The following is a 20546-nucleotide window of genomic DNA, read 5'->3' on the forward strand; positions in this document are numbered from 1 at the left end:
CGCGGATCAGTTCGCGATCGACAGGCCGATTTCCTCGAAATACCTCACCGCACCCGGGTGATACTCGACCGGCGCGAGGTCCTTGTACATCGCATCGGGGGCGAAGGCGCGGAAGGCGGGGAACGCGGCGGCGAGGGCATCCTTGTTCTCGTGCAGCCCTTTCGTGACCTCGTAGATCGTATCCTCAGACGTCTCGGCGCTGGCAAAGGTGATGGCGTCGAAGGCCATGATCTGCGTGGGCTCCATGATGCCGACGTTGTTGCCGCCCGGCGCGACTTCGAGGAAGTAGCCCTGGGGCAGGTGTTCGCGCATCGCGGCGAGGTTCTCGTCCGAAGCCTCGAAGGGCAGAGCGCGCACACCGCCAACGGCCGCATCCACTTCACTGACCTTGGCCGCGCCAACGGCGAAGAAGAAGGCGTCGACCTTGCCGGTCGCAAAATCGTTCGCCCCGGCAACCGTATTTGCCACGGGCACGAGGTCCACGTCGTCTTTTGAAAGATCGCTGGCCGCATAGATCGCGTCCATCATCGTGACGGCGATCTGCTGGCTGCTGTAGCTGCCCGGCAGCGACCGGCCCGCGAGGTCGGCGAGGCTTTCGATGTCCGAGTCCTCACGCACGAAAATCGCGAAGCGCAGGGGAAACATCACGCCAACGGCGCGCAGGCCGGGCTGCGGGCGGTCGCTGAAGTGTTCGGTTCCCTGAATGGCCACGTTGACCTCGTGCACCGTCCCGACGCCAAGGTCGATGTCGCCCTCGCTCACGGCGGGGATATAGACGTTGGCGCTCGCGAACGGCTGCAACGTCGCGCGGATGCCCGCCTCTTCGTTGATGACCTTGGTTACGGCCGAGGCCGACGAGTGGAACAGCGTGCCGGGGCTTGCAGTGCCGACGGCGATCATCTGGGCGGCGAGCGGTGAGGCCGCCATTCCGGCGGACAGCGCGGCTGCGTAAAACAGTGTCTTCATGGGTCTCCTCCAGGTTGGTCAAGGTCCCGCGCTTGTGGGCTGCGCCGGTTTCCTCCATCACTCAGCATGCCGGACGCGGCGGCGGGGTGCATAGAAGCTGCCGTCGAACAAGATGTTCGAAATTCGGAACACTCGGCATCAGGCGTGCTCCTTCAGGAACACTGAAATCCGGTCGAGAAAGAGCTTCGATTTGCGTGTCGCATAGCGTCTCTCAAGATAGGTGGCACTGAGCATCAGCGACGGCGCGCGCCACCCCACGTCGAGCGCAACAAGCTCGCCCGCCGCGACGCTGCTGCGGCACAGGAAGTCCGGCAACAGTCCGATCCCCAGCCCGTCGCGCACCATGCCATGCACCACATCCGCGCTGTTCACGACCGCTCGCGGGCGGCTGATGTCCATGTCCGGGGGCCAGACCGCGTCGCGTTTCTGGTAGTAGTGCATGACGATCTCGTGGTCCCTCAGATCGGCCACGCTTTCGGGTGTGCCGTACCGGTCGAGGTAGGCGGGCGCGGCATAGAGGTGCCGGTCAAGCCATGCGAGGCGCCGTGTCGGCTGGAACGTTTCGCGGGGTTCGCCGAAATGGATCGCGATGTCGAAGGCTTCCTCGGTCAGGTCGACCCAGCGATTGTGCGCTTCGATCTCCAGCCGCAGGCCGGGGTTTTCCTCGGCGAAGGCCGACAGCATCGGGCCGCTCCAGCTCATCAGGAAAACGGGCATGCTCAGTCTGAGCGCGCCGCGCATTCCGCCTTGCATTTCCGCAGCCTGAAAGTTGGCGTCCTCGAGCTCGGCGGCGATGATCTCGCACCGGGCATGAACCGCCGTGCCGATCTCGGTCAGGCTGAGCCGGCGGGTGCCGCGCCTGAGAAGCGTCGCACCGAATTGCCGTTCGAGCGCCCGCAGCTTCCGGCTGATCGTCGACTTCGGCATGTCCATCTCGGCCGCGGCGCGGTTGATGCTGCCCGCGTTGTAGGTTCGGTAGAACAGCATCATCGCGTTCAGGTCGATATCGGACGTCATGGCACGGCCCCCCAATGTGTTCCATCATTGGAACCTATGGTTCTGGGAGTTTGTCTAGTCCAAATGTCCGCCCCCGGTATCCTGCGACGGGAAGATGTACGGAGGTCCCGAGGCGTTGACATCGAACATGGACAAGGCCGCTGGCGCCGATCCGGCCCACGGCGCGGGGTACCGCGAACCGATCCGCGACCCGGCGCAGCTGCGCGAGATCGAGGGCATGGCCTATGAAAATGTCGTGCCGGTTCAATCGGTGCCCGGCCTGATCGACCGCGCCGCGCGGCTGTTTCCGGACCGACCGGCCCTGACCTATCTCGAAGAGGGGACGGCGGACGAGGTCGCATCGGTCCTCTCCTTCGCCGAGTTGCAACAGCAGGTCCATTTGGTAGCCACGGGGTTCCGGGCGCTGGCATCGGTCGACACCCCCACTGTGGCCCTGTTGATGCCCGCGATGCCGGAAACGTTCGTGTCGCTGTTCGCGGCCGAACTCGCGGGGCGTGTCTGCCCGATCAACTACATGCTGTCGCCGGACTCCATTGCCGAAATCCTGAGACAAACCGGGGCGCGCATCCTCGTCACACTGGCGCCCTGCGAAGCGCTCAACGTCTGGGACAAGGTGGAGCGCCTGCGCGACATGGTCCCGACGCTCGAGACGGTGATTTCGGTCGGGGCCGAGGTTGCGCCGGGTGCGGTGCCGTTCACGGAGCTCCATCTTTCGTCCGGTGGCGCCCTCCTGCCCGAACCGGCGCGCGACGATCTTGCGGCCTGGTTCCATACCGGCGGCACCACCGGCGCGCCGAAACTGGTGCGACACACCCATGGCAACCAGGTCCATGTGAGTTGGTTCGGCGGGCTCTACTTCGGAATCGGACCAGACGACGTCGTGCTGAACGGATTTCCCCTGTTCCATGTCGCGGGGAGCTTCGTTCTTGGCGGAAGCGCCATCGCGGCCGGCGCGAACACGGTCGTGCCGTCCCGGTTCGGGATGCGGAACAAGGCGTTCGTCCGTGACTTCTGGAAGATCGTCGAGCGCTATCGCGTGACCCTGTTGTCCGGGGGGCCGACGTTCCTGACCTCGCTGGTTGCGACGAACCCCGACCGAAACGAGATCAGGGGCGTGAAAGCTCATGTCGGTGGCGGCTCGTTCATGCCCGAGGCCCTTATCGACCGTTTCGAAGCGGCGACCGGCGTGCCGGTCAGGCCGATCTACGGGATGACCGAAGCAGCCGGAATGATCAGCGCTGCGCCGCGCCACTGCAATTCGGTCGCAGGTTCGGTCGGCTGGGCACTGCCCTTTTGTGAAATCGCCGCGTTCGGGGCGGCGGGGCGCCGGCTTCAGCCGGAGGAAACCGGCACGCTGTGCATTCGCGGACCGAACGTCAGCCCCGGCTATGCCGACCCAAAGGCCGGGTCGCGCGACCCGTCGGACTGGTTCGAGACAGGCGACCTTGGCTATGTCAGCGCCGATGGTGCGGTCTTCGTCACGGGCCGGGCCAAGGATGTCATCATCCGGGGTGGTCACAACATCGACCCGGCCGGGATTGAAGAGGCCCTTTCGCGGCACCCGGACGTGGCGCAATGCGCGGCGGTCGGCATGCCGGATGCCTACGCGGGAGAGCTGCCCATGGCCTTCGTGCAGTTGAAGGCGGATGCGAAATTCGACGAGTCGCAGCTCAGGGACTTTGCCGCGGGGCAAGTGCCCGAGCGCGCGGCAACCCCGGTGCTGATCGTCGAGATGGATGACCTGCCGCTGACGACGACCGGCAAGATCTTCCGACCGACGTTGCGCGAACGCGCGGCCGAACTCGCGTTCCGGCGCCTGATCGAAGAGAACATCGTCGGCGCCGAAGGCTTCGCACTGACCTGCAACGACAAGGCAGACGGGCGCGAACTGACCATTACGCTTGCCGCGCACGCCGATACCGAAGCTCTACGAGAAGCGATTGTCGCCGAGTTATCCGGATTTCCCGTTCAGATCGAAATGCGCCGGAACACGACTTTTCCGCACTGAAAGACATAGGTGGCACCGGCCAGGGTCAGATCGAAGGTCATATCCGGATCGGCGGGGTTCCTGGACCTGACGGTTTTCCCTGCCGTCGAACCACAGCCCTAAATGTAAGGTGGCCCGTTTGCGGGCGACAGCGGGAACTCAGGCATGACGCGTGTCTTGAGCCAACCCGCCCTCACTCCACCGTCAGCCCCAGCATCCGCCAGCCCTGCATCCCGGCGCGGTAGTAGAACACCTTCTCCGCCGGGAAGCCTGCCTCGATCATGCGCCGGGCCGCCGTGGGGGATTGGCCGCATCACGGGCCGTTGCAATAGAGCGCGACTGACTTCACCCCCTCGCCGTCACAGATCCAGCCGTCGAAATCCGGCTCGCAGCCCAGTTCGCCCAGCCGGTCGGCGGCCTCGGTGTAGGGCACGTTGACCGCGCCGGGGATCGCCCCGCCCTCGAAATCCGGGCGCACCCGTCCGTCGATCACCACCACGTCGGGGTCGTTCAGGAACCCGAGCAGTTCCAGCTCCCCGATGGGTGTCACGCCCGGCGCCGGGATCATCGGCTGGATGCAGAAGTTCGGGCAGGGCCGCGCGATGCGGGCGAAATCGCCCTCGATCACCGCGTCGTTGTCCTGCTCGCGCATGATCTCGACCGCGCCGCCCGGCGTTTCCACCGTCACGCTCATCATGTCCTTCGTGATCCCCACCGGATCGGCTGTGGCCGCCCCGGCCGCCAGCATCAGAATGGCCGCTGTCAGTCCCCGCATGTCGCTCTCCCTGCTTCGTACAAACTCTTGATGACCGGCAGGCTAGCATAAAACATTCACGCATTCGATTGTTTATTATTCATTACCACCGCCCCCACGATTGCGGTGGAGGGCGTTTTCCGTTCTGCTCGCCCCATGTACGCGATTTCGCTCACCACGATCCCGCCGCGCTTCCCCACGCTTCCCCGCGTGCTGGCGGCGCTGACCGCGCAGACGGCGGCTCCGGCGACGGTTTTCCTCACGATCCCAAGGCATTGGTCCCGGTTCGACCCGGCACCGCTCCCCGCCATCCCCTTCGGCGTGACCCTGATCGAGACCGACACGGACCTCGGCCCCGTGGGCAAGCTCCTGCCCGCCGCCGCGCGATTCGACGGCGATATCCTGATCTGCGATGACGACTGGCTCTATGCCCCGGAGTGGGCCGCGACCTTCCTGACGGCGCGCGCGCAGGCCCCAGATGTCCCCCTCGCCGCCTCCACATGGGACGCGCGGCGGATCGGCTATCCGGGAACGGTGCTCCAGGGTTTCGCGGGCGCGCTGATCCCGGCCCGGATGGCCCGCGCCATCCCGCCGCCACCGGAGGCGGCCCGGCCTGCCGACGACGTGTGGATCTCGGCCCATCTCACCGGCCTGACCCCGGTGCCCGAGGCTCGCGGCAAGATGACCCCGCTCGCCGATCCCGGCGCACTGCAATCGCGCCCGGACCGGGACGCCGCGAACCGGGCGGCGGCCCGGCTGTCGGGTCGGTGGAGCGCGCTCTGAACGGTCAGTCGCGGAAGGGCGGCATCTCGATCTCGCCTTCCCAGTCGGTGATCCGGAACCGCTTGGCGCGGAATTCCGACCCAATCCGGGTGCGCGCCGTGCCGGAGCCGCGCATACCTGCGTACTTGCCGGTGGCCCCGATGACCTTCCACGCGTTCTGCGCGGTCGATACGATGGTCCATTCCCAGGTGAAGGTGTCGATGCTCTGCGCAAAATCCCCGGTGGTGAAGACGCAGATCCCTTCGCCCCGCGACCCGCCCGCCGTGCCGAACCCGGCCCCGATGCACTGCACGAAGCCATCCTCCAGCGGACCCTCGGTCACCGAGAACGTCCCGCCGTTGTCCTGCCGCCAGTAGGTGCCATAGTCGATCGGCCAGCGGTCCTCTTTCACGATATAGCTGTTGGTGCCGGCGATGCGCTCACCAGCCGACGCCGCACACGGCACGATGGCTGCGAGTGCGCAAATCAGTATCCATTTCATGGAATGTCCCCGTTCCCACCGGCCGGTTCGATACGCGGACCGTCATGGGCGCACAGGGTCGGTGTCCACGACTACCACGCGAAACGCGTTTTCCGAAGGTCAAAGGGGGTTGGGCGGGCGGGGCCACGCGGCCCCGGCCCATCTCTGCGTGCCGTCAGTGGACGGCGACCGGCGACAACTCGTTCTGCCGGGCGAGCGCGAAGGCGAGGTTGCGGTTGCCCACAAGCGCCAGACGCTCCCCTTCGGACGAGTGGACGCCATACAGCTTGCCGTCACCCTCGACCTGCTCGCGGATTTCGTCGGGGAGCTCGTCGACGTCCACTTCGCGGACGTAGACGATGTTGTCCACCGGCTCGGTCATAACGTATTCATTCGTTTCCATGACGCACTCCTTTCATGTGAGGCGTTTCCCGTTCAACGCGGCCATTCGGGAATTTGATCCCTCAGCCTTTCGTGATCTGGATGGTCTGAACCACCGGATCGGGCTGCGTGCGTTCGAGATCGATGTGCAACAGACCGCTTTCGGTCCGTGCCCCCGTCACCTCCACACCATCGGCCAGAACGAAGCTTTTCATGAACTGACGACCCGCGATCCCGCGATGCAGGAACACCCGCGTCTCGTCGGTCTTGGGCTGGCGCCCCCGCACCACGAGCTTGCGGTCCTCGATCGTGATCGAAAGGTCCTCTTCCGAGAACCCGGCCACGGCCAGCGAAATCCGGTAGGCGGTGTCGCTCACCTGCTCGATGTTGAAGGGAGGGTAGCCCTCGGTGCCGCTTTTGGCGGCCTGTTCGATCATGCGTTCGAGCTGATCGAAGCCCAGGAAATAGGGATGGGCCCCCTGCGTCATCTTGGTCATCACACGTCCTTTGCCATGAAGCGATGTGTCGGTCCGTGGGTCCCGCATCGGCAACCCACGCGCACAATATGGGGTCAGCGCACGACCCGCGCAAGTCTGGCCGCCCCGTGCATAAAGCTTTGCCAAAAGGCGCTTTGGCGGTAGATTGAACACGACATGAAGGACGACTCGAAACCCATGAGCAATTCCTACGAGATGAAGCATGACGACGTGCTTCGTGTCGAAATCGAGGTTTTGCGGCGCGAGCATCGCGATCTGGATGAGGCGATCACCGCGCTCGAAGGGGAGGGCCGCGCCGATGTGCTCACGATCCGCCGTCTGAAGAAGCAGAAACTCCTGCTCAAGGACAAGATCGCGCGCATCGACGATGAGCTGACCCCCGACATCATTGCATGAGGTCCTGAAGGGACTATAACGGCCACTCCTGATGGAGGGCATGCATGACCGACGTGAAAGTGGGAATCATCATGGGGAGCCAGTCGGACTGGCCCACGATGAAACTTGCCGCCGACATTCTCGACGAACTGGGCGTGGCCTTCGAGGCGCGGATCGTCTCGGCCCACCGCACGCCCGACCGGCTTTGGGACTACGGCAAGAGCGCCGTGGATCGCGGTCTGTCCGTCATCATCGCGGGCGCGGGCGGCGCGGCCCACCTGCCCGGCATGATGGCGTCGAAGACCCGCGTGCCGGTGATCGGTGTCCCGGTCCAGACCAAGGCGCTGTCGGGTGTCGACTCGCTCTATTCCATCGTCCAGATGCCCAAGGGCTACCCGGTCGCCACCATGGCCATCGGCGCAGCCGGGGCCGCGAATGCCGGCCTCATGGCCGCGGGCATCCTCGCCACATCCGATCCGGCCCTCGCCGAACGCCTCGACGCGTGGCGCGCGGCGCTCTCGGCCTCCATTCCAGACGAGCCGCAAGATGACTGACCCCCTCGCCCCCGGCGCCACGATCGGCATCCTCGGCGGCGGACAGCTTGGCCGAATGCTCTCGGTCGCCGCCGCCCGCCTCGGCTTCAAGACGGTGATCTTCGAGCCGGGCGGAGACTGCCCAGCGAGCCACGTCGCGAACTATCACTACAAGGCGGACTACGACGACGACGCGGCCCTGACCGCCTTCGCCAAGGCCGCCGATGTCGTCACATATGAATTCGAGAACATCCCGACCTCCGCCCTCGACATCGTCGAGGCTCACGCCCCCGTCCGCCCCGGCCGCAAGGCGCTGCGCATCTCGCAGGACCGGCTGACGGAAAAAGCGTTCATCGCCGAACTGGGCCTTGGCGTCGCGCCCTTCGCGGCGGTGGACGACAAGAAGGACCTGACCGAGGCGATCAAGGAGATCGGCACGCCCGCGATCCTCAAGACCCGGCGGCTGGGCTATGACGGCAAGGGGCAGGCCCGGCTGAAACGTCCGGGCGACGCGAAACGTGCATTGGCCGATATGAACGGCGCCCCCGCCATCCTCGAAGGGTTCGTGGAGTTCGAGTGCGAAGTCTCGATCATCGCTGCGCGCGGGCTCACCGGCGCCTTCGCGAGCTATGCGCCGGGCGAGAACGTGCATGTGGACGGCATCCTGTCGACCACCACCATCCCCTCGCGCCTCAGCGACAAGGTCGCGATGGAGGCGCATGGCCTTGCCGCCCGCCTGCTTGAAAAGCTGGACTACGTCGGGGTCATGGGAGTTGAACTTTTCGTAACTCCGACGGGTCTTTTGGTGAATGAAGTGGCCCCGCGCGTGCACAATTCCGGCCATTGGACGCAGAACGGCTGCGCCATCGACCAGTTCGAACAGCACATCCGCGCCATCGCGGGGTGGCCGCTGGGCGACGGGTCGCGCCATGCCGACGTGGTGATGACCAACCTCATCGGCGACGACGTGAACCGCGTGCCGGAGCTGGCGCAGGACAGCGCCAACGCGATCCATCTCTACGGCAAGGCCGAGGCGCGGCCGGGCCGCAAGATGGGCCATGTGAACCGGGTCACCGGCCCGGCTGGCTGATGCCCCGCTACGCTCTGAAAATCGAATACGACGGGCGGCCCTTCTCCGGCTGGCAGCGGCAGAAGGAGCATCCATCTGTGCAAGCCGCCGTCGAAGCCGCGCTCGCCAAGCTGGAGCCGGACGTCCCATCCATCGCCGCAGCCGGACGCACCGATGCGGGCGTGCACGCACTGGGACAGGTCGCGCATTGCGACCTCGCAAAGGATTGGACGCCCTTTCGCCTGAGCGAGGCGCTGAACTTCCACCTCAAGCCCGACCCTGTCGCCATCGTCGATTGCGCCTTGGTGGACGACGATTTCCACGCCCGGTTCTCGGCGGTGGAGCGGCAGTATCTCTTTCGTCTCATCTCCCGCCGCGCACCGCTCGTCCATGATCGCGGCAACGCCTGGCGCGTGGCCCACGACCTCGACGCACAAGCGATGCAGGACGGCGCCGACCGCCTCATCGGCCACCACGATTTCACGACCTTCCGCTCGACCATGTGTCAGGCTGACAGCCCGGTGAAGACGCTGGACGAATTACGGGTGGAGACGCTGCCCTATCCCGGCGGGACCGAGTTCCGCTTCCACGTCCGCGCCCGCAGCTTTCTGCACAATCAAGTGCGCAGTTTCGTGGGCACTCTGGAGCGCGTCGGCGCCGGATCATGGACCCCCGACGACGTCACCGCCGCCCTCGAAGCCCGCGACCGCGCCGCCTGTGGCCCGGTCTGCCCGCCCGAAGGCCTCTACCTCGCGCGGGTCGGCTACCCAGCGGACCCGTTCGCCCCGGCTTGATTTTTGCCCGAAAGAATGTACATTGAAATGCACACTTTGGAGCGCAAGCCATGAACCGTATCTACGCAAAGACCGTCTGCACGATGACCGAGCTTCGGGAACCGCAAAAGGTTTTCGACCGCGCGGGCGGCGAACCCGTGGCGATCTTCAAGAACTCCAAGATCGTCGGGTACCTCGTGCCGGAAAGCATGGTGCAGGACGACGAGCCGCGCCATGCGACGATGGATGAGGTGATGGAAGCTATCCGCAGCCGCAAGGCTGTGAACCAACCCGTGCTCGATTACCTCAAGGACAAATGAGCTTTCGCCTTCTGACGCCCGAAACTGTCGATGCAATCCACGACACGGTGCTGAATCCGGGTGAGCTTTCGGGCCGCGCCGGGGACAAGTCATTGGACGGTGCGTTGGGCCGTGTCGACAATCGTCTTGTCTATGGCATGATCGAGGACGCCTTCGCGCTCGCCGCAGCCTACGCGACTGTCATCGCCACCGGGCACTGCTTCAACGATGGCAACAAGCGCACCGCGCATCAGGCAATGGACGTCTGCCTGACTTTGAACGGCATCGAACTCGACTGGCACACCGAAGAAACCGGTGACCTCATCATCCAGGTCGCCCAAGGCCGCGTTCATGAAGACGCCCTTGCCGACTGGCTGCGCGCCAAGGCGCGGTGAGGCAATGAAAAAGGCCGGGGCACCCCTACCCCGGCCTTTCCCCCTGGAGCTTCCCGGCGAACACCCCTGAACGCCAAAATGCTCTCTTCACCAGTCTTTCGTCCACGCACATCTCGCTCGCGCCGGTCCTGACCAAAGGCCGGCATGCGCCCTGGGGAGCGCTCGGGCGATCTGTTTCACGCGGGAAACGTCGCTGACCATCGTCGTGCACCCCAGATCCGGGATGCGTCCGCCGCGGTCCGTGCCAGCCCCCAAGCCAGCCGCTGCGACACGGATACTGTGCCAAATGCGCCCCACCGCGGTCAACGAAAACGCGCAAGTTTGCCCAAATTCGTCCTTATTTCCGCCGCGGTTATTCCCGATTTCGCCGCAATGCTCCCGGCTTGGCGCGCATTGTTCAGGTAAGGTAAACCATACTGTCCGCCGCGCCGCGCCCGCTGCCCGAATTCCCGCGACACCGATTCGCATCATCGGCGCTTTTTTCCGGCCCGCTTGCCTGACATAATGCCGCAAAACCCCGACAAAAAAGAGCAGCGGCACATGAGCGACCTCCTGACCAATCCCTCCAACACCTACGACGCCTCCTCGATCCAGGTGCTCGAGGATATGGAGCACGTCCGCCTGCGCCCCGGCATGTATATCGGCGGCAAGGACGACCGGGCGCTGCACCACATGGTGGCCGAGATCATCGACAACTCGATGGACGAGGCGGTGGCGGGCCACGCCACCTGGATCGAGGTCGAGCTGCACGAGAACGGCCACGTCTCGGTCCGCGACAACGGGCGCGGCATCCCGGTCGGCCCGCACCCCAAGGACCCGTCCAAGACGGCGGTGGAGATCATCTTCTGCACCCTCAACGCGGGCGGCAAGTTCTCGGGCGACAGCTATGAGACGTCGGGCGGCCTGCACGGCGTCGGCTCCTCGGTGGTCAACGCGCTCTCCGATCACCTGCGCGTGGAAGTCGCCCAGAACAAGGAACTCTTCGCGATGGAGTTCTCCCGCGGCATCCCGCAGGGCAAGCTGGAAAAGATCGGCGCGGCCCCCAACCGGCGCGGCACCACCGTCACCTTCCACCCGGACCCGGAGATCTTCGGCTCGCTCAAGCTCAAGCCCGCGCGCCTGTTCAAGATGGCGCGCTCCAAGGCCTACCTCTTCTCGGGGGTCGAGATCCGCTGGAAGACCGCGATCCCAGACGGCGAAACCCCGACCGAGGCGACGTTCCACTTCCCCGGCGGCCTTGCCGACTACCTCGCTGAAACCATGACCGGCGCCACCACCTATGCCGAGCGCCCCTTCACCGGCTCGGTGTCGTTCGAGCGGTTCAAGGCGCCGGGCAAGGTCGAATGGGCGATCAATTGGACCCCGTCCCGCGACGGGTTCATCCAGTCCTACTGCAACACCGTGCCGACCCCCGAAGGCGGCACGCATGAGGCGGGCTTCTGGGCTGCGATCCTCAAGGGCATCCGGGCTTACGGCGAGCTGACCAACAACAAGAAGGCGAACCAGATCACGCGCGAGGATCTGACCTCGGGCGGCTGCGCGCTCGTCTCCTGTTTCATTCGTGAGCCGGAATTCGTGGGCCAGACCAAGGACAGGCTGGCGACGACCGAGGCCGCGCGGCTGGTCGAGTCCTCGGTGCGCGACCACTTCGACAACTGGCTCGCCGCCGACACGAAATCCGCCGGCGCCATCCTCGACTTCCTCGTCCTGCGCGCCGAAGAGCGGCTGCGGCGGCGGCAGGAGAAGGAGACGCAGCGCAAGACGGCGACCAAGAAGCTGCGCCTGCCCGGCAAGCTCGTCGATTGCTCCGCTACCAACCGCGACGGGACCGAGATCTTCCTCGTCGAGGGCGACAGCGCGGGCGGCTCGGCCAAGATGGGCCGGGACCGCAAGACACAGGCGCTCCTGCCCCTGCGCGGCAAGATCCTCAACGTGCTGGGCGCGGCCAGCTCCAAGCTCGGCCAGAACCAGGAGATCAACGATCTCTGTCAGGCGTTGGGCGTGGGCATGGGGACCAAGTTCAACGTGGACGACCTGCGTTACGACAAGGTCATCATCATGACCGACGCGGACGTGGACGGCGCCCACATCGCGGCGCTGCTGATGACGTTCTTCTTCAGCCAGATGCGCCCGCTCATCGACCACGGCCACCTCTACCTCGCCTGCCCGCCGCTCTACCGGCTCACGCAGGGGGGCAAGCGGCTCTACGTCACCGACGACGCCGAAAAGGACATCTGGATGGAGAAAGGTCTGGGCGGCAAGGGCAAGATCGACGTCCAGCGCTTCAAGGGTCTGGGCGAGATGGACGCGAAGGACCTGAAGGATACGACGATGGACCCCAACACCCGGAAACTCATCCGCGTGACCATCGACGAGGACGAACCGGGCGAAACCGGCGATCTGGTGGAACGGCTCATGGGCAAGAAGCCCGAGCTGCGGTTCCAGTATATCCAGGAGAACGCGCGGTTCGTTGAAGAGTTGGATGTTTGAGGAGAAGTCCAAAAGGATATTGTCCTTTGGGAGTATTTCTGCCACCTTCAAAGTGACAGCTTCTCTTTCGGCCACCCCGATACGCCAGTCAAAGCGACGTATTCGTCCGATTGCGCGGTCCTGCGACTGACTTCGCCATTCCACTAAAATGTAGCCCCGTCAGCTATGGCGCCGATCCTGTGCTCACTCAGCGGCGAAGAAATTGCCGACAAACCTTGACTCGCATTCACCATGCCGTGAATATCACTCTTGGTGGGATGGATGCGCGAGACGTTAGCCTTTCATTTTTTTCCATCGAAGAATTGAAACATGAGAACGAAGGAAATCAGAATTTGATAAAGCTTGATCAGCTAGCTTTAATCAGTTCTTGTTTTTTGTTTACAGCACTTTCCGGATGCCAAACGACGACAGGGGGCACGAGCGGGTCCGGTTGGAATCTCATCGGAACCGGACCGATCGAAGCGGTCACGATAACGGACAAAGACGGGACACTTGTGGTCGAAAATGCCGAGACTGCTGCCTACCCAGACGGTGTCGATCTGATACGCCATAACAGCTCTACCCCTGCTGTTTATACTGATGGGTTTCTTCTCATCAGAGTCGTCCAAGGAGATGACGGAAAAACGATTGCCGCTGACATCAGGGACCCGCGGGACGGATACGTGGGGGCCTTTGCAGGTACGACAGGCGTGACTTTGCCCACTGGTTCAACCGCCACTTTCAGCGGCGGATATCAAGGCACGGTATTGAGTTCAATTCTTTCAAATCGGGATATCGACGGCGATGTTGAATTAATGGCCGACTTCGACAGCATGGAGATAAATGGCCGCATATTCAATCGGAACCTCGAAGATCCTTTTGGAATGATATCCATGGCCTACCCTGCCCTGGAAAACAACATCGGTATTCATGCCGATATTAGAGATGACGGCTTGTTTGTGGGTGCTGCAGCAAGCGCTACTACTGAGGGTGAGGTTCACGGGGCCATTCAAGATAATGGAGAAGGAGTGGTAGGGGCGATCGGCGTAGATCACGAGTTTTCGAATGTCCTGGGTCAAAGGTTCGAAGGCAGCGAATCTGGCGTATTCTCCGCCCAGTGAAGAACCAGTGAAGAAAAGGCCGGGCTCTCGCCCGGCCTATCTCTTCGGGGATCATGCGTCCCTCATTTGTCGAGTTCGAAGGTCACCTGCATGTTGACCTTGTAGGCGCTGATCGAACCGTCCTCGATATCGACCTTGCTCTCCTTGACCCAGGCGCCTTTTACGTTGCGTAGCGTATCGGACGCGCGCGAGATGCCTTGGGCCACGGCATCGTCGAAGCTCTTGGTCGAGGTTGCGGAAATCTCTGTCACACTTGCGACGGACATGATGTCCTCCTTTCGTTTCGCTTCACCGGACCAACGATCCCCCCTCCGCCTCATGTTCCATGCCCTCGGGAACACGAAGCCACCTGTCCGACGTTGGTGTTCAAACACCACCTGGAAGGAGACTCCCATGACCGACATCATCGCCGCCTCGGCCCTCACCCTCACCCTCGGCCTGTGCGCCATCGGCCTGATGGTCGGCATCCCCGCCACCGCGCAGGAGGCCGAAACGACCGAGGCCCGCGTGACCCGCTAGTCCGCGCCCCGCTGCCCCCCGTATGCACAATCGTATGTACAGCGTGTGCACACGCGGTGTACGCGCTGTGCATCGCCCAAACGCCTAGGTTTGCAGGCCTTCGAGGTACTGCGCGAGCCGCACCAGCGCCTGTGGCGTGGGGGTCGGCGTCCCGTCCACGTCCACCCAGGTCACCACCGGGCTGTCGATCAGATCGCCAAAGCGCGGCATCGGCCCGTGGGTGTTGTCACGGGCGTAACCGTCGATGGTGGACATGACGTAAGTCATTGGAAACACGCCGCCATTCCGGGCGGCAAGCTGGGTCAGGTCCGGGGTGGACTTGCCCGCCACCTCGACCCCGCCGGTGCCGCCCGGCCCGTGACAGGCCGCGCAGTAATCGGCGTAGAGGTCCGCGCCCGACTTGGCGCCGTCCGCCGTCTCCTCCAGTTCGCAGCCCGCGACGAGCAGCGCCACAGGGGCCAGCCAAAGCATTGATCTCATATCGTTTTCTCCCGTCCGTCCCGTTTCATGGGCAATCCCCCGCCATGCGCGGAGGGCCGCTGAACCTGTGGGCTGCACTCTGCGTTAAACAGGGGAAAAGGAAAAGGACGACAGGATGCATATTGTCACGAAAGCCGCGCTCGCCGCGCTCTGCGCCACGGCCCTCGCCGCCCCGGCCGCCGCGAAGCCCAACGGCAACAACAACGGCACCGGCTGGGGCGTGGGACAGATCCCGCCCGGCCACTGCAAGAAGATCGACGCCTGCCGCGCCGGGGTCGTGGATGATGGCCCCGACGTCCAAATCATCAACAATTACATCGTGATAGAGCAGCCGACGACCTACGGCCTGCCGACGCTGCCCGCCGATCAGCTCTACGTGCGCCGCGATAACGAAGTGTACAGGATCATGCGCGATACGGCGGTGGTGGTGGAGGCGATCGGCATCGTCTCCGAGCTGCTGAACTGAACCGGTCCGCCCGCCGTTCAGCGGGTTTGGCGATTCGGAAATCTGTTGCTAACCTGATCGGAAGATATTTCGATCGGGAGTGATAGATGCGTGCCCTTGCCATAGCCCTGACCCTCGCCGCCGCTCCGGCCGCGGCACAGGGAACCGTCCATTGGAAAAGCGTCGGCTGGTGGGACGTTCAGTTCTTCCCCGAATACGGCGCCTGCGCGGCCATCGCGGAATACGAAAACGACAGCTTCGTCTTCTTCGGGCTGGACACCACCTTCGACGATCTCGGGCTGCGCATCGCGGTGCTGAACCAGAACTGGAGCTCCATCGTCGTCGATGACGACTACCAACTCGTCGTGCGCTTCGACCGCCGCGCCCCGTGGGACATCACGATGTACGGGACCGAGGTTCAGGGCCGGCGCGGGCTGTACAACATCTTCCCCGCCACCTCGGATTCAGCGGGGAATTTCGTGCGTGAGTTTCAGCGGTCCATCCACATGGTCTGGACCTATCAGGGCTCGGAACTCGGGGATTTCTCGCTCAAGGGCACCAACCTCGCCATGCAGGAGGTGGTGGCCTGCACCGAGAGCTACCTCGATGCCGTGACCACCCCCGCCGATCCGTTTACCCAGAACGGCGGGGGCAATTCGAAAAAGGGCGACCCTTTCCAGTAAGCCGGGCCGCCCCCTCGCTTCAGAAATTGATGACCGTGTGGGTGCCGACCTCCGGCTCCTTGTCCTTCTGCTGCGCCTTGGCGATCTGCCAGGCGAAGGCGAAGGAGGAATCGGTCGAGGCCCAGATCGCGGCTTCCTCAAGGTCGAGGCGGTAGAGCGCGAGGTTCGGGTCGTCCTTGCCCTCGAACCAGGCACCGACGACGGGGTTCCAGAGTTCCTCTTTCATCTCGGCGGAATCGTCGTAGATGAGCCGGCCCTTGGCGCAGATCTGCACGTCCTGACCCTTCGAGACGATGGTGAACCAGACCTCCGGTCCGTCACCGCTCATCTTGGTCTGCCAGCCTTCGCCGGCGGTCCGGGCGAGGTCGGTGTCGCGGCTGGTCATGAACCACAGCGCCGTCCGGTCGCGATCCACGAAATGGGTCATCGGCTGAAGGTGCTGGTCCTCGTCCTTGAACCCGAGCATCCCGAAGCGCGTGTCTTCGGCGGTGCCCCAGAACAGGTCGACGGGTTCGGATTTGGCCGTCTTGATCTCTGACATGATATGTCTCCTTTCCACCGCTCAACGCCGGTGCGGCGCGGCTGTTCCTGAGGGAACAACCCGGCCCGGGTGGCGTTGGCCTCCCGACGAGACAGACCTTGACTACAACCGAACCACATCACACCTCCGATGCCCGGCCAGAGAGCATCGTGAATATCCTCAACCGGGCACGCCGTGCCTTGAGTGAGGAGGAGGTATCGGTGCGCGATGTGGTCGAGTCCCTCGGACGCGCGTCCTTCAGCCCGCTTTTGATGGTGCCTGCCCTGCTCGTGGTGACCCCGGCCAGCGGCATTCCCTTCTTCTCGACGATCTGCGGCGTGTCCATCGCCCTCATCTCGTTCCAGATGATCGCCCATCGCCGGCACGTCTGGTTGCCGAAGTGGATCATGCGGCGCCATGCCAACAGGAACCGGATCGCGAAGGGCCTCGACTGGCTCACCCCGCCCGCCCGCTGGCTCGACCGCATCACGCATGAACGGCTCTGTCCGCTGGTGGAGCCACCGCTGCTCATCGTGCCGCAGCTGATCTGCCTTGCGGCCGGGGCGATGATGCCTGTGCTCGAACTTGTCCCGTTCACCTCGTCGATCCTCGGCTTTGCCGTCTCCATCCTGGCCGTTGCGATGGTCACGCGTGACGGGCTTCTCGTCATCGTCGGCCTCTCGGCCATCGCCACCGCCTTCGCTGTCGGAAATTATTTTCTGATGTGAGACCTTTCTTCACTCGCGTCGGAACTTTTGCGGGCCACGAGGGGTTCGTCAGCGGGTACAGTACGAGTGGGATAATCTGAACAGACATGACACGACCTTCACTGCTTTCGGCGTCGCAGCCACAGGGCCGCGGCTTCCGCCAGGCCGTGCGCCGCGCGACACGACACGACCACGACACATCGGAAGCCGGCTTTGCGCCTTTCCTTGAAGACCCCGCTACGCATCTGCCCGCCTTTCTGGCAGCCCAGCGCGGCGCGCTCGACGCGCTGAACCGGGCCGCCAGCGGGCCGCCGCTGCCCGAAATGGCCGGCCTGATCCCTGCGCTGCTCGACCGGCTGGACGCCGATTGCGCCGAGCGCGGCGTGACCCCGCCCGCGCTGGTGCCGACGCAAAGCCTGTCGCCTCTCGCCGTCGGCTATCTGGTCTACGGCTCCAACCTGGGCCTCGCCGTGATCCGGAAGCGGGCGCTGGATGCGGGCATAGCCACCCTCCCCCGTTTCTTCGCGGCAGAGGACCGCCGCGCTGGCTGGCAAGCCATCTGCGCCCGGCTCGACGCCATCGACCCTGACAGCGACGAAGCACGCATCCTGACGGACGAGACCCGCGCGGGCTATGCGATTTTCGCGCGCGCCGCCGAGGTTGCGTTTCGCGGGGTTCCGGCATGACCGAAAGCCTCGTCGACCACATCGACCCGAACGAGCCTGTCGATCTGACCAACTGCGACCGGGAGCCGATCCACCTGCTTGGCCGGGTGCAATCCTACGGTGCGCTCGTGGCGCTGTCGGCGGACTGGACGGTGCGACATGCCTCGGAAAACCTTGGCGAAATCCTCGGACTGGACGTCGCGGATATCATCGGTCGTCCGGTGAGCGACCTGATCGACGCCGAGACGCTCCAGCGCATCCGCGAAGGCGCGGCACGTTCGAACATCTCCGAAATCGCACTCAGGCTCTTCGGCGTGGCCCTGCGCGACAACGGCAAGCTGTTCGATCTGTCGCTCCACGACAACGGAACCTACTTCATCCTCGAGTTCGAGCCCAAGGCCGGCCCGCGTTCCTCCGACGTGATGAGCGAGGTGTTTCCCCTCATACGCAGCATCGACACGACGCACGATCTGGGCACCCTCGCCCGCAACGCCGCCGACGGTCTGCGCACCATCGCGGGGTTCGACAGCGTGATGGTCTATGAATTCCAGCCGGACAATTCCGGCCGCGTGATCGCCGAAAGCCGCGCGGATGGCGAGACGCGCTATCACGGGCTGAACTTCCCCGCCTCCGACATTCCCGTGCAGGCGCGCGCCCTTTACAAAAAGGCGCTCCTGCGCCTGATCGCGGATGTGAACGACCCCGGCTCGGTGATCCGCCCCGGACTCGACGACGACCGAAAGCCGGTGGACCTGTCGCTGGCCGTCACGCGCGCCGTGTCGCCGATCCATATCGAATACCTGCACAATATGGGCATCGAGGCGTCGATGTCCGTGTCGATCATGAAGGACGGCGAGCTTTGGGGGCTGTTCGCCTGCCACCACAATTCGCCACGCTACATCGACTACGAGCGGCGCACGGCGGTGGAGCTCTTCGCCCACCTGTTTTCCTTCGAACTGGGCCAGTACCAGTCGATGCTGCGCGGGCGCGCGCAGGAAGACACGACCCGTCTACAGACCCGGATCATGGCGCATATGGCCGATGGCCTCGCGCTCGACCAGAGCCTGTTTTCGCTGTCGGAGGACATCGACAAGGTGATCCCCCATGACGGCATAGTCCTGTATCACGCCGGGAATTTCAGCGCGAACGGGACGACGCCGAACGCCGAAGAATTCGAGGACATCGCGCGCCTGCTGGACGGGGGGCCGGGCACCGGAACCTTCGCGACCGAGGAACTGGGCGCGGTCCTTCCGGGGGCCTCGGCCTTTGCCGACCGCACGGCAGGCATCCTCGCCATTCCCGTCTCACGCCACCCGCGCGACTACCTCGTGCTGTGCCGCGAACCGGTGGCGCGCAAGGTGAACTGGGCGGGTGACCCCACCAAGCCCGCCGAGGTCGGCCCGAACGGTACCCGCCTGACCCCGCGCAAGAGCTTCGAGACCTGGCAACAGGACGTCGAGGGCCGGTCCGAGGCCTGGTCGGACCATGCCCGCCACGCAGCCGATCAGTTGCGCGTCGTGCTCCTGGAAGTGTTTCTCAAGGTCACAGACGCCACCGCCGAGGAACGCCGGCGTGCGCAGGAACAGCAGGAGTTGCTGATCTCCGAGCTGAACCACCGCGTGCGCAACATCCTCAACCTGATGCAGGGGCTCGTGTCCCAGACCAAATCGGACGCGCGCGGGATCACGGATTTCACCAACCGGCTCGACGGGCGCATCCAGTCGCTCGCCCGCGCCCATGACCAGCTTACCCGCGACCGGTGGGAACCCGCCCCGCTGAAGGAGCTCATCCGCTGCGAGTTCGAGGCCTATGCCGCGGCCAAGACCGACCGGGTCATCATCGACGGCCCCGACGCTCTCCTGTCGCCGACCGCCTATACGAACGTCGCCCTCGTGGTTCACGAAATGGCAACGAACTCGATGAAATATGGCGCGCTCTGCGACAAGTCGGGCCGCGTGGAGATCACGATCCGCGAGGATGACGCGGGCGGGATCGGGATCGACTGGAAGGAATCCGGCGGCCCGCCGGTTCAGGCCCCCGCAAGGCGCGGCTTCGGCTCCACCATCATCGAAATGTCGATCCCCCACGAACTGGGCGGCGCGGCCTCCATCGACTACCGCGTGAGCGGGGTCGAGGCGCAGTTCGCGATTCCGGCGCGCCACATCTCGCGCATCGAACTCAACGATCTGCCGCCCGCCACGGCGACCATCGAGTCGGTCGCGCCCGAAGGTTTCCACCTGTCGGGCAGCGGTCTCATCGTCGAGGACACGCTCATCATCGCGATGGATGCGCAGGGTATCCTTGAGGATTTCGGCGCGAAGGACGTCAGCATCAGCGCCTCGGTCAGCGAGGCGCTCGACCTGATCGAAACCCACAGGTTCGACTTCGCGCTCCTCGATGTGAATCTGGGCGATGAACAGTCCGTCCCCGTGGCCGAACGCCTCGCCCGCGACGGCGTGCCCTTCGTGGTGTCGACCGGCTACGGCGAGGCGCCGGAACTCCTGAAATCCTACCCGCCCTGCCCGGTCGTCCAGAAACCGTTTTCCGACGAAACCCTGCGCGCGGCGTTTGCTCAGGCCATCGCGAACGTGGCCGCGGAGGGCGATTGAGAAGCATCCACAATCCTCGTTCATCGCGGCACGGCAAAT

25 protein-coding genes are annotated in these 20546 nt (G+C 64.4%); 16 read left to right on the forward strand and 9 right to left on the reverse strand.

The window, feature by feature from the left end:
• Window positions 1–6 precede the first annotated feature (6 nt).
• Complete coding sequence (locus B2585_RS09635; RefSeq protein ID WP_292022413.1) at window positions 7–966, reverse strand: TAXI family TRAP transporter solute-binding subunit; 960 nt, start codon at window positions 964–966, stop codon at window positions 7–9.
• Between the two features lie 138 nt (window positions 967–1104).
• On the reverse strand, window positions 1105–1983 hold the full coding sequence (locus B2585_RS09640; RefSeq protein ID WP_292022415.1) for a LysR family transcriptional regulator: 879 nt from the start codon (window positions 1981–1983) through the stop codon (window positions 1105–1107).
• A 127-nt stretch (window positions 1984–2110) separates the two neighbouring features.
• On the opposite strand from B2585_RS09640, the gene B2585_RS09645 reads away from it, so the two are divergent.
• Window positions 2111–3991, forward strand: a complete 1881-nt coding sequence (locus tag B2585_RS09645; protein WP_292022416.1) for an AMP-binding protein — start codon at window positions 2111–2113, stop codon at window positions 3989–3991.
• A 292-nt stretch (window positions 3992–4283) separates the two neighbouring features.
• Here B2585_RS09645 and B2585_RS09650 read toward each other — a convergent pair whose 3' ends face one another.
• On the reverse strand, window positions 4284–4745 hold the full coding sequence (locus B2585_RS09650) for a rhodanese-like domain-containing protein (RefSeq protein WP_339717958.1): 462 nt from the start codon (window positions 4743–4745) through the stop codon (window positions 4284–4286).
• Between the two features lie 135 nt (window positions 4746–4880).
• Here B2585_RS09650 and B2585_RS09655 point away from each other — a divergent pair, with 135 nt between their 5' ends.
• Window positions 4881–5507 (forward strand): hypothetical protein, encoded by a 627-nt coding sequence (locus B2585_RS09655; RefSeq protein ID WP_292022418.1) that lies wholly within the window; start codon window positions 4881–4883, stop codon window positions 5505–5507.
• 4 nt (window positions 5508–5511) lie between these two features.
• Here B2585_RS09655 and B2585_RS09660 read toward each other — a convergent pair whose 3' ends face one another.
• The 3 genes from B2585_RS09660 to B2585_RS09670 form a co-directional block, all read right to left on the reverse strand.
• The gene (locus B2585_RS09660) at window positions 5512–5988 is read right to left on the reverse strand and encodes a hypothetical protein (RefSeq protein WP_292022420.1); all 477 of its coding nucleotides are present in this window, start codon (window positions 5986–5988) and stop codon (window positions 5512–5514) included.
• Window positions 5989–6142: 154 nt separating this feature from the next.
• Window positions 6143–6370, reverse strand: coding sequence for a DUF1150 family protein (locus tag B2585_RS09665; RefSeq protein WP_292022422.1), 228 nt, complete (start codon window positions 6368–6370; stop codon window positions 6143–6145).
• Between the two features lie 61 nt (window positions 6371–6431).
• Window positions 6432–6845, reverse strand: coding sequence for an Hsp20 family protein (locus tag B2585_RS09670; RefSeq protein ID WP_292022423.1), 414 nt, complete (start codon window positions 6843–6845; stop codon window positions 6432–6434).
• Window positions 6846–7022: 177 nt separating this feature from the next.
• Between B2585_RS09670 and B2585_RS09675 the strand changes: the two genes are divergently transcribed.
• From B2585_RS09675 to B2585_RS09710, 8 genes are all read left to right on the forward strand, one after another.
• A complete protein-coding gene (locus B2585_RS09675; protein WP_292022780.1) occupies window positions 7023–7241 on the forward strand; it encodes a YdcH family protein in 219 nt (72 codons plus the stop codon).
• A 44-nt stretch (window positions 7242–7285) separates the two neighbouring features.
• The gene (gene purE / locus B2585_RS09680) at window positions 7286–7774 is read left to right on the forward strand and encodes a 5-(carboxyamino)imidazole ribonucleotide mutase (protein WP_292022425.1); all 489 of its coding nucleotides are present in this window, start codon (window positions 7286–7288) and stop codon (window positions 7772–7774) included.
• A complete protein-coding gene (locus B2585_RS09685) occupies window positions 7767–8843 on the forward strand; it encodes a 5-(carboxyamino)imidazole ribonucleotide synthase (protein WP_292022427.1) in 1077 nt (358 codons plus the stop codon). Before purE ends, B2585_RS09685 begins: the two co-directional genes overlap by 8 nt.
• Complete coding sequence (gene truA / locus B2585_RS09690; protein WP_292022429.1) at window positions 8843–9616, forward strand: tRNA pseudouridine(38-40) synthase TruA; 774 nt, start codon at window positions 8843–8845, stop codon at window positions 9614–9616. The genes B2585_RS09685 and truA overlap by 1 nt, the downstream gene beginning before the upstream one ends.
• Before the next feature lie 50 nt (window positions 9617–9666).
• Window positions 9667–9915, forward strand: a complete 249-nt coding sequence (locus tag B2585_RS09695; RefSeq protein WP_292022430.1) for a hypothetical protein — start codon at window positions 9667–9669, stop codon at window positions 9913–9915.
• On the forward strand, window positions 9912–10289 hold the full coding sequence (locus B2585_RS09700) for a type II toxin-antitoxin system death-on-curing family toxin (protein ID WP_292022432.1): 378 nt from the start codon (window positions 9912–9914) through the stop codon (window positions 10287–10289). Before B2585_RS09695 ends, B2585_RS09700 begins: the two co-directional genes overlap by 4 nt.
• 540 nt (window positions 10290–10829) lie before the next feature.
• The gene (gene parE / locus B2585_RS09705; protein ID WP_292022435.1) at window positions 10830–12779 is read left to right on the forward strand and encodes a DNA topoisomerase IV subunit B; all 1950 of its coding nucleotides are present in this window, start codon (window positions 10830–10832) and stop codon (window positions 12777–12779) included.
• Window positions 12780–13015: 236 nt separating this feature from the next.
• Window positions 13016–13879, forward strand: coding sequence for a hypothetical protein (locus B2585_RS09710; RefSeq protein ID WP_292022438.1), 864 nt, complete (start codon window positions 13016–13018; stop codon window positions 13877–13879).
• Window positions 13880–13941: 62 nt separating this feature from the next.
• Here the strand turns inward: B2585_RS09710 and B2585_RS09715 are convergent, their stop codons facing one another.
• A complete protein-coding gene (locus tag B2585_RS09715; RefSeq protein ID WP_292022441.1) occupies window positions 13942–14145 on the reverse strand; it encodes a dodecin family protein in 204 nt (67 codons plus the stop codon).
• A 127-nt stretch (window positions 14146–14272) separates the two neighbouring features.
• Between B2585_RS09715 and B2585_RS09720 the strand changes: the two genes are divergently transcribed.
• A complete protein-coding gene (locus B2585_RS09720) occupies window positions 14273–14398 on the forward strand; it encodes a hypothetical protein (RefSeq protein WP_292022442.1) in 126 nt (41 codons plus the stop codon).
• Between the two features lie 84 nt (window positions 14399–14482).
• Here the strand turns inward: B2585_RS09720 and B2585_RS09725 are convergent, their stop codons facing one another.
• Entirely contained in the window at window positions 14483–14878 is a 396-nt protein-coding gene (locus B2585_RS09725) for a c-type cytochrome (RefSeq protein WP_292022444.1), read from the reverse strand.
• 115 nt (window positions 14879–14993) lie between these two features.
• Here B2585_RS09725 and B2585_RS09730 point away from each other — a divergent pair, with 115 nt between their 5' ends.
• Both B2585_RS09730 and B2585_RS09735 read left to right on the forward strand, forming a co-directional pair.
• Entirely contained in the window at window positions 14994–15344 is a 351-nt protein-coding gene (locus tag B2585_RS09730) for a hypothetical protein (protein WP_292022445.1), read from the forward strand.
• A gap of 86 nt (window positions 15345–15430) precedes the next feature.
• Entirely contained in the window at window positions 15431–16006 is a 576-nt protein-coding gene (locus B2585_RS09735) for a hypothetical protein (protein ID WP_292022447.1), read from the forward strand.
• A 19-nt stretch (window positions 16007–16025) separates the two neighbouring features.
• Here B2585_RS09735 and B2585_RS09740 read toward each other — a convergent pair whose 3' ends face one another.
• Window positions 16026–16547 (reverse strand): pyridoxamine 5'-phosphate oxidase family protein, encoded by a 522-nt coding sequence (locus B2585_RS09740; protein WP_292022449.1) that lies wholly within the window; start codon window positions 16545–16547, stop codon window positions 16026–16028.
• A 149-nt stretch (window positions 16548–16696) separates the two neighbouring features.
• Between B2585_RS09740 and B2585_RS09745 the strand changes: the two genes are divergently transcribed.
• From B2585_RS09745 to B2585_RS09755, 3 genes are all read left to right on the forward strand, one after another.
• Window positions 16697–17254 (forward strand): exopolysaccharide biosynthesis protein, encoded by a 558-nt coding sequence (locus B2585_RS09745; RefSeq protein ID WP_292022452.1) that lies wholly within the window; start codon window positions 16697–16699, stop codon window positions 17252–17254.
• Window positions 17255–17340: 86 nt separating this feature from the next.
• Window positions 17341–17919: a hypothetical protein gene (locus B2585_RS09750; RefSeq protein ID WP_292022454.1), complete on the forward strand. Its 579-nt coding sequence runs from the start codon at window positions 17341–17343 to the stop codon at window positions 17917–17919.
• The gene (locus B2585_RS09755) at window positions 17916–20507 is read left to right on the forward strand and encodes an HWE histidine kinase domain-containing protein (protein ID WP_292022456.1); all 2592 of its coding nucleotides are present in this window, start codon (window positions 17916–17918) and stop codon (window positions 20505–20507) included. Before B2585_RS09750 ends, B2585_RS09755 begins: the two co-directional genes overlap by 4 nt.
• Window positions 20508–20546: the final 39 nt, after the last annotated feature.

This window comes from Maritimibacter sp. UBA3975, from assembly GCF_002384975.1.
Taxonomy (GTDB): Bacteria; Pseudomonadota; Alphaproteobacteria; order Rhodobacterales; family Rhodobacteraceae; genus Maritimibacter.